The sequence below is a fragment of the Oleiphilus sp. HI0066 genome (assembly GCF_001635725.1).
Window position 1 is genome coordinate 1 of record NZ_LWFH01001223.1, and the last position, 13,277, is coordinate 13,277.

General features: G+C 44.5%; 8 protein-coding genes and 1 pseudogene. 8 read left to right on the forward strand and 1 reads right to left on the reverse strand.

The window, feature by feature from the left end; all coding sequences use genetic code 11:
- Positions 1-546 (reverse strand): annotated as a pseudogene (locus A3738_RS17490) (glutathione synthase); the annotation flags it as partial.
- A 321-nt stretch (positions 547-867) separates the two neighbouring features.
- Here A3738_RS17490 and pilG point away from each other — a divergent pair.
- From pilG to A3738_RS17530, 8 genes are read left to right on the forward strand one after another with little or no spacing between them, the layout of a single operon-like run.
- The gene (gene pilG, locus A3738_RS17495) at positions 868-1,257 is read left to right on the forward strand and encodes a twitching motility response regulator PilG (RefSeq protein ID WP_068482905.1); all 390 of its coding nucleotides are present in this window, start codon (positions 868-870) and stop codon (positions 1,255-1,257) included.
- Positions 1,258-1,309: 52 nt separating this feature from the next.
- Complete coding sequence (gene pilH / locus A3738_RS17500) at positions 1,310-1,672, forward strand: twitching motility response regulator PilH (protein ID WP_068482902.1); 363 nt, start codon at positions 1,310-1,312, stop codon at positions 1,670-1,672.
- A 5-nt stretch (positions 1,673-1,677) separates the two neighbouring features.
- Positions 1,678-2,235: a chemotaxis protein CheW gene (locus A3738_RS17505; protein ID WP_068482899.1), complete on the forward strand. Its 558-nt coding sequence runs from the start codon at positions 1,678-1,680 to the stop codon at positions 2,233-2,235.
- A 34-nt stretch (positions 2,236-2,269) separates the two neighbouring features.
- On the forward strand, positions 2,270-4,318 hold the full coding sequence (locus A3738_RS17510) for a methyl-accepting chemotaxis protein (protein ID WP_068501332.1): 2,049 nt from the start codon (positions 2,270-2,272) through the stop codon (positions 4,316-4,318).
- Positions 4,319-4,347: 29 nt separating this feature from the next.
- Entirely contained in the window at positions 4,348-5,235 is an 888-nt protein-coding gene (locus A3738_RS17515) for a protein-glutamate O-methyltransferase CheR (RefSeq protein ID WP_082878371.1), read from the forward strand.
- A 22-nt stretch (positions 5,236-5,257) separates the two neighbouring features.
- Complete coding sequence (locus A3738_RS17520; protein WP_068763741.1) at positions 5,258-11,869, forward strand: Hpt domain-containing protein; 6,612 nt, start codon at positions 5,258-5,260, stop codon at positions 11,867-11,869.
- Positions 11,870-11,878: 9 nt separating this feature from the next.
- Entirely contained in the window at positions 11,879-12,796 is a 918-nt protein-coding gene (locus A3738_RS17525; protein WP_068503019.1) for a chemotaxis protein CheB, read from the forward strand.
- 28 nt (positions 12,797-12,824) lie between these two features.
- The gene (locus tag A3738_RS17530; protein ID WP_068483458.1) at positions 12,825-13,274 is read left to right on the forward strand and encodes a chemotaxis protein CheW; all 450 of its coding nucleotides are present in this window, start codon (positions 12,825-12,827) and stop codon (positions 13,272-13,274) included.
- Positions 13,275-13,277: the final 3 nt, after the last annotated feature.

Consider the following 13,277-nt stretch of genomic DNA (forward strand, 5'->3'; position numbering starts at 1 on the left):
ACCAATATTTGGGTCGCCAGCTTTTACGTTAAATATAGAGGTGCCACCCATTCCATCTAATGGCTTGAAAATGACGTGCTGGTGCTCATCAACGAAGGCTCTCAACTGTTTTGGGTTGCGACTGATTAATACGGGAGGGCAACACTGTGGATAAGCCGTAGCGAAAACCTTCTCATTACAGTCTCTAAGGCTCTGAGGTTTGTTGACCACTAGTAAGCCTTGCTGCTCAGCTCGTTCTGCAATATAGGTGGCATAGATGAATTCGCTATCTACAGGCGGATCTTTGCGCATTAATAAAACATCTAACTGAGTGAGAGGGCTATCGACTGAGTTATCTAATGCGTACCAATTTTCGGGGTCTTGTTTGAGATGTATGCGTTGCATAGAGCCGTAAGCTTCGCCTTGAACGAGCGATAAATCTTTTTGCTCCATGTAGTAGATTTCCCATCCCTTTGCATCAGCGGCAAGCATCATTGCGTATGTGCTGTCTTTCTTTGTGTTTACGGTTGTGATGGGGTCCATCACAATTCCAAGCTTTATCGCCATAGAAAACCTACCAAAAATAATTTTTGTACTAGTCTTAAAAATAAGGTGTCAAAGATAGTCGTCATAGAGCACTTAAGCTACTTAAATCAGGGTAAGTGTTTGATGCGTGGGACTTTGACGTCGTTAAGACAGTGAAAATAAGCCCAAGTTTCAGAAATAAGTTATACATAATAGATACTTAGCAATTCAGTTCGTGAATTGATATTAAGAAACACTTTTAAGATATTGGTCTATAGTAAGTTTTATGGACCGATAATGGCGCCTATTGTTTATATAAAAAACGCACACAGTGCACGGGTAATTGCCTAGGCAGTAATACAAATGGAAGATAATTTCGAAAATTTAAAAATAATGGTCATCGACGACAGTAAGACCATTCGACGTACAGCTGAAACCTTATTAAAGAAGGTAGGTTGCATGGTCATTACGGCAACCGATGGATTTGATGCCTTGGCAAAGATTGCAGATTCAAATCCAGACATTATTTTTGTCGATATTATGATGCCACGTCTTGATGGTTATCAAACTTGCGCTTTGATCAAAAATAACAGTGCTTTTAAATCAACCCCGGTCATTATGCTATCGAGTAAAGATGGTCTGTTTGATAAGGCTAAAGGCCGTATTGTGGGTTCAGATCAATATTTAACTAAGCCGTTTAGTAAGGATGAGTTGCTGAGTACGATTCGTAATCATGCACCTCAAAATGGCTAAGTAAAGGATTAACAATTCTCTCATCGCAAGATGAATTAAATGAGGGAGAGCTATGGCTCGTATACTTATCGTCGATGATTCACCAACAGAAATTCGCAAGATTTCAACAATTCTCGACCAGCATAAACACGAAGTAATTACAGCTGATAATGGCGCAGATGGCGTAGCCGTTGCACGTCAGGAACGTCCTGATCTTATTTTGATGGATGTTGTAATGCCTGGGTTAAACGGTTTCCAAGCAACTCGTCAATTAACGAGAACACCTGAGACCGCTGACATTCCAGTAGTGATTGTTACTACCAAAGATCAAGAGACTGATCGAGTTTGGGGTACGCGCCAAGGTGCGAAAGGATACTTAGTTAAGCCAGTTAGCGAAAATGACCTCATCGCTACCATTAACGAGTTACTTGATTAAATAGTATGAGTAGTGAAGTCGCGCACTCGTTTGATGCTTTACGAGATATAGCGAAGAAAAGTGCGCAGTTTTCTGTAGGCTTGCCTGCCCAAGAAGAAGTTCGTGAATATTTTAGTGGTATCGGATTTTCGCTAGCGGGTTATCAATTCATAGCCGGCATGGGGTCCGTGTCCGAGCTATTACATGTTCCAAAATATACCGTTATTCCTGGAGTAAAAGCTTGGGTGTTGGGTGTTTCCAATATTCGAGGCCGCCTCATTCCTATCATTGATTTGTCTCGTTTTTTTGGCGTACCAAGCGAACGGATTAGATCTCGAGATAAAAGAATTCTTGTTGTGGAACATAACGACATGCTCAGTGGTTTATTGGTCGACCACGTTCAGGGCATGCAACACTTCGAACAAGAAGGATTGAAAAATACCACTTCAGAACCATTGTCGAAAAATATCGTTGCCTTTGTGGATGGTGCATTCAATAGAGATGGTAAAGATTGGTTGGTGTTTGATGCTAAGCGATTGGTATCAGACGCCAGATTTACAAGCGTGTCATTGACACAAAAATAGTAAGAACTGCGAAAGGCCGGGAGCCAGAAAAAAAATGAAGATTATGTCCGGAAGATTCAGCTCTGATCAAGATAACACAGGGGTTATCTTTTGGTTAGGGATAGCCCTCGTCACATTGTTAGTTTTTCTAATAGTGGTTTCTTACTTTATCGGGCGTGATAGTAGTTACGATAGAGATTACAGTGCGTACGCCAGTGACTTGAGAGTACTTTCTCAAGAAATTGCGAAAAACTCGACGGAAGCTGCATCTGGTAAAGAAGAAGCTTTCGCGCAGTTAAAGCGCTCGCGTGAAGATTTTGAAAAGCTACTTGGATATATCGTCAATGGTAATCCAGAGACTGGCTTGCCGGCATCCGTTCTACCTATCGAGACGGGCGTAACGGCGCGTTGGGAGAATGTGCGTTCCAATGCTGACCGTATTCTTGAAAACCAAGACACCGTTCTTAGCCTTCACCAGATCGCGCAAACTCTAAACGACACCATCCCTGAACTTCAGGTGGAGTATGAGGACGTTGTATCGATTCTTCTTGATGGTGATGCTCCAGCCGACCAAATCTCCGTAGCTGAACGTCAATCTCTACGTGCTGAACGTATTGTTCGAAGTGTAAATAACATTCTATCCGGTGATGAGGATGCTGCGATTGCAGCGAATCGTTTTGGTCAAGATGCGCGCTTGTTTGGTCGTGTTATGAACTCGATGTTCGATGGCAATGAGGCCATGGAAATTTCGCAAGTGACAGATGAAGACGCGATTTATGGTCTAGAAGCGATTGCCGAGTTGTTCGAGTATGTTGATAGTAACGTACAAGCAATTCTTGAAACTTCCCCTGAGTTATTCAAGGTGCGTAAAGCGGCTAACTTAATCTTTGAAGATTCTATTGCGCTACTTGATGAAACGTACGCTCTATCCAATAGCGTGCAAAGCCAAGCCGATGGCCGCTTCTTCAGTGCTGCCCTTGCCTACTTTATTTTGGCTCTAATTATTGCGTTAATCGTTGTCATTGGTGTGTTGCTTTATCAGGAATCGCAAAAGCGCTTGCGTATGACAGAAGAGCAAAATGAGCAAAATCAAAACGCAATTTTGCGTTTACTAGACGAACTAGCTGATCTGGCAGATGGTGACCTCACAACTGAAGCGACAGTAACGGAAGATTTCACCGGCGCGATAGCCGACTCCATTAACTTCGCGATCGATCAGATGCGTGGTCTGGTAAAAGCAATTCGAGATACGGCTGTACAGGTTGCCTCTTCTGCGAGTGAAACGCAGGGTGCGACTATGAAGTTGGCCGACTCTTCAGAAAACCAAGCACAAGAAATTGCTGGTGCGTCTGCGGCGATCAATGAGATGGCTGTGTCGATTGATCAGGTATCTTCAAATGCAGCAGAATCAGCCGCGGTTGCGGAGCGATCTGTAACGATCGCGAAAAAAGGCTCTGACGTTGTAAACAATACCATTAACGGTATGGATACAATTCGTGAGCAGATACAAGAAACATCTAAGCGCATCAAACGACTGGGTGAATCTTCGCAAGAAATCGGCGATATCGTATCCTTGATCAACGACATTGCCGACCAAACAAACATTCTTTCTTTGAACGCCGCAATTCAGGCATCGATGGCGGGTGACGCAGGTCGAGGCTTCGCGGTTGTTGCGGACGAGGTTCAGCGCCTAGCAGAACGTTCATCGGCAGCGACGAAACAGATTGAGGCACTTGTTAAAACAACCCAAACGGATACGAACGAAGCAGTTATCTCAATGGAACAAACAACTGCCGAAGTAGTACGTGGGGCTCGCTTGGCTCAAGACGCGGGTGTTGCGCTAGAAGAGATCGAGAGCGTATCGATGAACCTAGCTGACTTGATTCAAAACATCTCCAATGCATCGCGACAACAGTCGATGTCTGCAGGCCATGTATCAAACACGATGAATGTAATCCAAGAGATTACATCGCAAACAACAGCGGGTACGAGTGCAACGGCAGAATCCGTTGGCCACCTTGCTCAAACTGCTAGCCAGCTAAGAGAATCGGTATCAGGCTTTAAGCTTCCTTTGGATGATGATGAAGCTGCGCAAGCTTCGTAATCTGTGATTGTACGGTTGAGCCGAATTAAATGTCTGTTCAACCCCAAGGGATGTTTACAAGCGACATGAGTCAAGATGAATTGATCATTCCGAATATGGATGACCGCCAGTTTGAAAGTTGGCGGTCGTTTGTTGAAGAGAAGCTTGGTACACATTTTCCTTTAGATCAAAAATCCCGTTTACAGTCTAGTTTGACCATTCGCATGCGCGAATTGGGATATAACGATTACGACCATTACCTTCAAGAGGTATCGGCACCCTTGCAGGGGCTAGGAGAATGGTTGGTATTGTTGGATCGATTAGTTATCGGTGAAACACGTTTTTATCGAGACTCCAATGCAATGGCTCTTGCTTACTTGGTAATGAAGAGTCGCTTAAAGAGAAAGAAAGACCGGAACTTAGCTATTTGGAGCGTAGGGTGCAGTAGTGGCGAGGAAAGTTACTCCTTGGCATTTTTATGCGATAGCTTGTTCAAAGAAATTAAGTGTGAGCCTAAGTTTGGTGTCACAGGCATTGATGTGAGCTGGGGAGTTTTAGGGAAGGGGCGTCACGCGGTGTATGAACAACGTCGTATGACTGGGTTGCCTCGAGCATGGAAAAGCACGTACTTCACACAGCTAGCTGAAAATGAATTTCAGGTTCAGGAAAACATTCGTCAGCGTGTATGTTTTGCGAAACAGAATATGCGCGATATAAGTCAAAGCCCGATCAATAATCAGGACTTAATTTACTGCCAGAATGTTCTGATTTATTTTCGTAACGAGCTTCGGCATGAAATTTTGAATGAACTAGGTGATCGACTCGCACTTGGTGGTGTTCTGATTATTGGTGCTGGAGAAGCACTTGATTGGAGCCACCCGAAATTGAAAAGAGTTGATGATAAACGCGCCTTGGCTTTCCAGCGTGTTAGAGACTAATAAAAATTAGAGGTATCGAGTAATGGCCAGTAGCCATCAAAACATTGCACTTGATTGGGTTAGGGCAGAGGTAGATCAGACTCTGTTGCTTGCGCGCAATGCACTCGAACTTTTCGCAAATGATCGTTCAGAACCTACGCAGTTAAATTTTTGCTTGAGCCATCTGCATCAAGTTGTCGGCACATTAAAAATGGTCGAATTATACGGTGCGGCTACGGTTGCTTCCCAAATGGAAGAGCTATGCGCGGCTCTTCGAGATAATTCGGTTGCCAGTTTTGATGAAGCTTTAGAAGCTTTGATGGCAGGTATTCTTCATCTGCAGAATTATTTAGAAGCTGCTAATGAAGCCCTAGCTGATGTTCCTTCTACTTTGGTCCTTGTCTTCAATGACCTTAAAGCGGCTAAAGGTGAAGAGTTTGTTGCGGCGGGCTTTCATCCAGATTTAGCTGGCAATGCTATCGAGCCGAATCCTGTTTTAAATGCGCGCATGCAGGATAAGAAAGTTGCTGAAAACCTTCGTAAGCTTCGTCAACGTTTTCAGTCTTCTCTGGCAAACGTTATTCGCAATACCAACTCTCAAGAGCATTTGAATTTTTTAAGCAAAGTGATTGAGCGTTTAGAAAAATTCAGTAAAGGAAGTCCTTTAGGTCAATTGTGGACGATTGCTTACGCCTTCTTAGAGACCTTGAATGCATCTGAAGAGAGCCTAGGCAGCGCGCAAAAGCAATTACTGCGTGAACTTGATATTCAGCTTAAGGCTATGATTGAAGAAGCTGATGATGCGATGACACGTTTAGTGCCGACATCTTTGTTGGAAAATCTTCTTTATTATGTTGCAACAAGCGACGCTTCATCGGAGCGAATTACTTCATTGCGCGATCAATTTGGATTGCAAATCGATGACGACCCAGAAAAAGAGATTCTTGGCCCAGATAAATCAACGCTAAGTACGATTGCTTCTGTTTTGATGGAAGAGCTTGCTTCTTTCAAAGATAAAATTGACCTTGTATCCCGAGATCAGAGCGCTCAAGTCGATGACTTGAAAGAGTTAATTCCGGCGCTTCGTCAGATGGCCAGTTCGCTACAAATGGTCGGTATCTCTGATGCAGAAAAAGTTCTAGAAGAGCAGATCAATGTCTTAGATAGCAAAGACTTTGTTTCGGTTGATCAAGACTCAATGATGAATCTTGCTGACGCGATTTTGTCTGTTGAAGTTCAAGTTCGACATCTCGCTGAAGGCCCTGAGGCTGCTAATGCCGTGCCGGTTGAGCAATTTGAGAATGCTAATGCAGCAGTGATTGAGGCATCTAAAGCATCAATTGAATTAGCTAAAAATGGCATTGTTGGTTTTATTACTTCTAATTGGGATATCAAGCAGATTGAGGGTGTTCCCGCGATTCTAGAAAGTGTTCGTGGTGGCTTACAGATTATTCCTTTGGAAGAAGCTGCTGAATTGATTAGTGGCTGCAGTCGATATATCAGCGAACGTTTAATTCGAGAGACAGTAAAGCCTGATTGGTCAGAGCTAGATCGCTTAGCTGATGCAATTAGTAGTATTGAGTACTACATCGAACGCCTCTCTGAAGGTGCTCCAGAAAGCGACCGCTTCTTGGAAGTTGCGCGTGAAAGCTTGCATAAGCTTGGCGTGACGAATGGATCGGATGCAACTACGCATATTTCCCCTCACCACATATCTGAAGCGGCTAGTGAAGCGCCAGAGTCAGTCGCGAAGGAAAGCGATGAGCAGTTAATTGATCAAGATATCCTAGAAATCTTTGCTGAAGAAGTAGAAGAAGTTGCTGCTGACATCGAAGCGGCGACTAAAGTATTGCACGTTGATGCCGCGAATCAGGAAGCTTTGGCTGAGCTTCGTCGTGCTTTCCATACTTTGAAAGGTAGTGGTAAGTTAGTTGGTGCAAATGCGATTGCAGATCTAGCCTGGGTTGTGGAAGAGCGACTTAATAAGCGAATTGAGCAAACCATTGAAATAAAAGCTGGTGAACTCGATGTCATTGATCAGATTCGTCAAAACATGGCTCCGTTGTTAGAAGCGTTCTCAAAAGGGCAAGACTCTAATTTAAGTCAGTCTTTGGCTGAGAAAGTTAAGGTAGTGTTTGACGGACAAGTTGCAGAAGAATTTTCAGACGAAGAGCATATCGAGATTGAAGCTGAAGTCGCGCCGGCAAACGATATCGACGCTACGCAAGTTGAAGCACCACAAGACGAGTCCGACGATGATTTAATTGACGATGAAATTCTAGAAATTTTTGTTGAAGAAGCGGAAGAAGTAAACGAGACGATTCAAACTTATTTACCGCGCTATGTAGACAATTATGAGGACAAAGAAGCGTTGACAGAGTTGCGCCGTGCATTTCATACATTGAAGGGCAGTGGCCGCATGGTGGAAGCCCTCGATATTGGTGAAATAGCATGGGCAGTTGAAAATCTTCTTAATCGTATTATTGATGCGACAACAGAGATGAATTCCTCTATCGCTGATTTTGTTCAGAATATTGCGGCGCATATTCCAGCTTTAGTCGAAAACTTTAAATTACGTCAGGCGCCAGTGCTCAATCCTGTTGAAGTTGAAGCGCATGCGCAAGCATTGATAGCGGGTGAGCAAGTAGAGCTTTCTGCCCCATCTACGGGTGAAGTGGAAGAATCGGAAAATCCGCAAGAGCCGGTTCAGAAAACTGTTGCTTCTGAAGAAATTGAAGATTCCTTGTTAAGTATTTTTGAGCAAGAAGCGACGCAGCACATCGATACTATTGTGCACTTTGCGATGTTGGTTGAGGGTGACCAGCCGATTGCTGTGAACGATGCGTTATCTCGTGCGCTTCATACGCTCAAAGGTAGTGCGAATACAGCAGGCATTCAGCCAATTGCTGAGATTGCCGTACCGCTAGAGCACCTTGTGAAAGAGTTGCGCGCTAATGGCTTGGAAGTTGATGCCAAGCTAGCAGCATTAATGCAAGAGAGCATGGATGTGTGTCGTAAAGGTATTGCGCAGCTAGAGTCATCGCCTCAGCAAAGTGTTCCAGGATCAATAGAATTAGTTGCCAAGTTAGCTGCGTATAAACAGCACCGCATGTCAGATCTTGAACAAGAAACTGATGCCTTGATACCGAATACGCAAGACCCTCAGTTGGTTGCAATGTTCCTAACTGAAGGCTTGGATATTTTGCTCGATGCGGAGCGCATTATTGATCAGTGGCAGCAAGGCGCGATTACTAATGAAGACTTCAATAAGCTTTATGATGAAGTTACAAAGCTTAAACGCGGCGCGAAGGTGTCAGGTCTGAATGCCATTGTAGAGTTATGTCGTGCTTTAGAAAGTGCATATGATGTAATCAATCATTCTGAAAGTGCGCCAAGTTCCAAATTTATTGCGACGATCAAACAGGGTCATGATGGTTTGATCGATATGATGGATCAGACAGCTGCGGGCTTAAGTGCAGATGTTGATGCGAAGTTGCTTAACTTGTTGGCAGAGATAGCTTCTGAGCATCAAACTCTTGAGCAAGAGCAAGAGCAAGAGCAAGAGCAAGAGCAAGAGCAAGAGCAAGAGCAAGAGCAAGAGCAAGAGCAAGAGCAAGAGCAAGATATCGAAATTAGTATTGATGCACTTGAGGAATCTCTAGCTGAAGCCATTCCAGAGTATGCTGTAGAAGAAACTGAAGAAGAGCTTGTAGCGACGGAACTAGAAGCTGTACCAGAAGAAACCATCCAAGTTGAAGAAGTTGATCAAACTGCTTCAGGATCTTTGGCGGAACTTGATCCTGAGTTAGCTGAAATTTTCTTGGAAGAAGCGCTAGAGTTGATCAATCATTCAGGCGAGCTACTGCACCAATGGCAGAGTGAGAGTGATAATTTTACGCTTGTAGGTGAATTGCAGCGCGATCTACATACGCTAAAAGGTGGTGCACGTATGGCTGAGGTCACTGCAATTGGTGATCTCTCACATGAGTTAGAAACATTGTTTGAGCGCACGGTTGAAGCACACACCGTTGCGAGTCCGGCCGTGATTGAACTTTGTCTTCAGTGTCATGATGCACTAGCGTCTATGGTCGATAGTGTTGAAGCGGGTTCTGTTCCTGCTCCAGCATTAGATTTGCTAGAAGCTGTTAAGCGCTCTATTGCTGGTGAAGAACCAGTATTAAGTAAGGTTCCAGCACCTCAGCCTGAGCAAACAGAAGTAGAATCTGAAGTTGAGAATATCGAGGCTACAGAACCTGAAATTGTTGAAGTTGAAGAGATAACGCTCGTAAAAGAGACGACAATTCCAGTTGAGCCAGAGCCAGCGGAACCTGTTAAGCCTGAATTATCAGAAGAAGACGCCCTCGATAAAGAAGTGCTTGATATGTTCGCCGAGGAGGCGCAGGAACTCATCGAAGCGCTCGAAACGAACATGGCGGATTGGGCTGATGCGCCAACCGAACAGAACTACAATCAAGAGTTGCAACGAGTACTGCATACTCTCAAAGGTGGTGCCCGTCTAGCGAGCTTAGATAAGTTGGCAGACACGAGTCATGATTTTGAAACACGTTTAATCCAAGCCTATTCAAATGGCGAAGCCTTTGAGGGTGAACTCAAAGCGCTAGCATTAAAAGCTCAAGATGCATTGCATAGTCTCACCAAAGATTTCCTTGCGCAGCTAACTGATCAAGCGCCAGAAGAGGAGCCTCAAAACGAAACTCCAGTAGAAGTTGTTGAGCAATCTTCTGCAAGCCAAGAGTTGATTCAGCTTGGCCAACAACAAAGCCCATCGAAGCCTGTTAAAGAGAAAAAGTCAGGCTCACAAGAATCTGTTCGTGTGGGCGCATCGTTGATTGATGCCTTAGTGAATCTTGCTGGTGAGACAAGTATTTCGCGTGGTCGCCTAGAACAGCAGATTACTGATTTTGGTTTTACTCTTGAAGAGATGGCCGCAACGATCGAGCGTTTGCGTGAGCAATTGCGTCGTATGGAAATCGAGACAGAAGCGCAAGTACTTTACCGCGCTGAGCAAGAGGGTATCGCTATTTCTGAATACGAAGAATTCGACCCGCTTGAGATGGATCGCTATTCCTCTATACAGCAGCTTTCTCGTTCGCTGTCAGAGAGTGCGACCGATTTAACGGAGTTACGAGATACCTTATCGAATAGAGCGCGTGATGCAGAAACATTGCTATTGCAACAATCTCGCATTAATTCAGAGCTGCAAGAAGGCCTGATGAAAACACGCATGATTCCATTCTCGTCAATGGTTCCTCGCTTGCGTCGTATCGTTCGTCAGATCAGTGGTGAATTAGATAAAGCTGTTGATTTTAAAGTAGCCAATGCAAGTGGTGAGATGGATCGATCAGTGCTTGATCGAATGGTTGCGCCGTTAGAGCACATGCTACGTAATGCCCTTGATCACGGTATTGAGCCTAAAGAACAACGTGTGAAAGCGGGCAAACCAGAAGCCGGAACGATTGCGTTGTCTGTATCGCGCGAGGGTGGCGATATCGTCATTCGTATGCAAGATGACGGCGCTGGTATTGACGCATCGAAAATTAGAGCGAAAGCGGTATCGCAAGGTTTGATTGCTGAAGATGCCAAGTTATCAAAGCAAGATACCTTGCAGTTAATTATGGCAGCGGGTTTCAGTACCGCAGAGCATGTTACGCAAATTAGTGGCCGCGGCGTTGGTATGGACGTTGTTGCAAGCGAAATAAAACAGCTCGGTGGTGCAATTTCTATTGATTCAACAGTAGGACAAGGTACCCAGTTCACGGTTCGACTTCCATTTACGGTATCTGTTAACCGTGCGTTGATGGTGAGCACAGGTGACGATTTTTATGCCATTCCGCTGAATACGATAGAAGGTATTGTTCGTGTCAGCCCTTACGAATTAGAAGAGTACTATCAAGAAGACGCACCACCTTATCGATATGCGGGACGTGATTATAAACTCCAGTATTTGGGGTCTTTGCTACACAACGCGCATCAGCCGAAGTTAAAAGGTCAGCCTTTGCCATTGCCCGTCATTTTGGTTCGAGGCACCGATCAACCTATGGCGTTACAAGTTGACAGCTTGATGGGTTCTCGAGAGATAGTAGTAAAAAGTTTAGGCATGCAGTTCAGCGAGGTGCATGGCGTCTCAGGGGCAACGATTCTTGGTGATGGTAGTGTTGTTGTGATCCTCGATTTACCGGCATTGATTCGTGAAGAGTCAGCAGGTGTCATGGATGTTCTAGATACTGATGGAAATGTTGATACACAGAACGAAACACCACTTGTGATGGTTGTTGATGACTCGGTTACAGTAAGAAAAGTATCGACGCGCTTGCTCGAACGCAATGGTATGGATGTCGTTACAGCAAAAGACGGGGTTGATGCCATTGCACAGCTTCAAGATACCAAGCCAGATGTCATGTTGTTAGATATTGAGATGCCTCGTATGGACGGGTTTGAAGTAGCAACACTTGTACGCCACGATGAACGTTTGAAAGATGTTCCGATTATTATGATTACCTCACGAACGGGCCAAAAGCACCGAGATCGTGCGATGTCGATTGGTGTAAATGAATACATGGGTAAGCCGTTCCAAGAGCAAGAACTGTTGCAGAAAATTGAAGAAGTTCTTGCTGCTACAAGAGTAACAGCATAAGAGTACATGATGAGGATCCAGGCTTCGCTCGGAATAATTAGTGAGGATCCTTTACTTAGAAAAGACTTAAGTATTTTTGCTGAGCGATACGGTTTTTCTGCGCAGGTGAGTATCGCACCGCAAAGCTGGAAAATTGAAGACCTTGAGCGCTACAACCAAATTTCATGCTGGTTAGTTGACGAGCCATTTTTTGATTTGGCAAGCGATGAGCTGGCGCAATACATAGCCGATTTAGCTGTTCCGGTTATTTTGGGGTTGGAGCCTTTTAGTCGTGAGCATGAGCTGAGGGAAAGGGAGTTTTCTTTTTTAATTAAAAAGCTTATTCAGCATCTCCATCCAAACCAAAGCAATGAGGTTTTCGATATATGGGTGCTAGCTGCTTCGTTAGGGGGGCCTGAAGCTGTGAAGGAGTTTCTAGACGCCTTACCCCAAGATATACCCGCGAGCTTCTTGTACGCGCAGCACCTCGATGAAGTGGGTTCTAAAGCCTTAGCTGATGTTATTGGCAGAGACGCGAAATTGCCTGTTGTTGCAATTGATGGAATGTGTGAATTAGCCCCCGGCGTGATTTACAAAGTCCCCGTGGACTCAAGCATTGATTTTACCAATGGTGTTTGTTTTAAAACGGGTTCAGCTTGGCAAGGTGAATATACCCCAAGTATTGATGAGCTGTTGCGTCGAGTAAGCTTCACTTACGGTAATCGAGCTAATGTCATCGTGTTTAGTGGCATGGGCGAAGATGGCGCCGATACAGCAAAAGATTTGGCTAGGCGTGGCAGTTTAGTTTGGGCGCAAAGTGAGCATAGTGCAGTCAGCGACATGATGCCGAAATCGGTGATCGAAAAGCGTATATGCCAACGGATTGCTGCACCAAAAGACCTTGCTATGTTAATGACAGCGTATTACAAGAATACAGGCATTTCTTAATTTGCCTAAAAAATGAAGGAAGTTCAGAGTGTCTGAATCAGAGCTAATTTCGAGTTTATATTTGCCGGTTGAAGGCACTAAGTTGGTGTTGCCAAACGTGAGTGTGGCCGAGGTAATTGAATATACCAAACCACAAGAAGCAGAAGGGCCAGAATATTTTCTAGGAAATATTATGTGGCGGGGTATACAGGTTCCATTGCTAAGCTATGAAGTTGCCAATGGCCAAGAGAAACCCGCTCGGAATACTCAAGCGCGTATAGCTGTAATTAATAGCGTTGGGCTAGATAATCAGAAGTTACCTTTTAGCGCCATTCTCACTCAAGGTCTCCCGCGCTTAGTAAAGGTGAGTAAGGATATCATTCAAGAAGAAGAGCAGAGCGATTCTCCTGCTGAACATAGCCGTATTAGGGTCGATGGAGAATATGCGGTGATTCCGAGCTTGGAATATCTAGAGTCACTGGCCATTAAACTAGCGTAAATC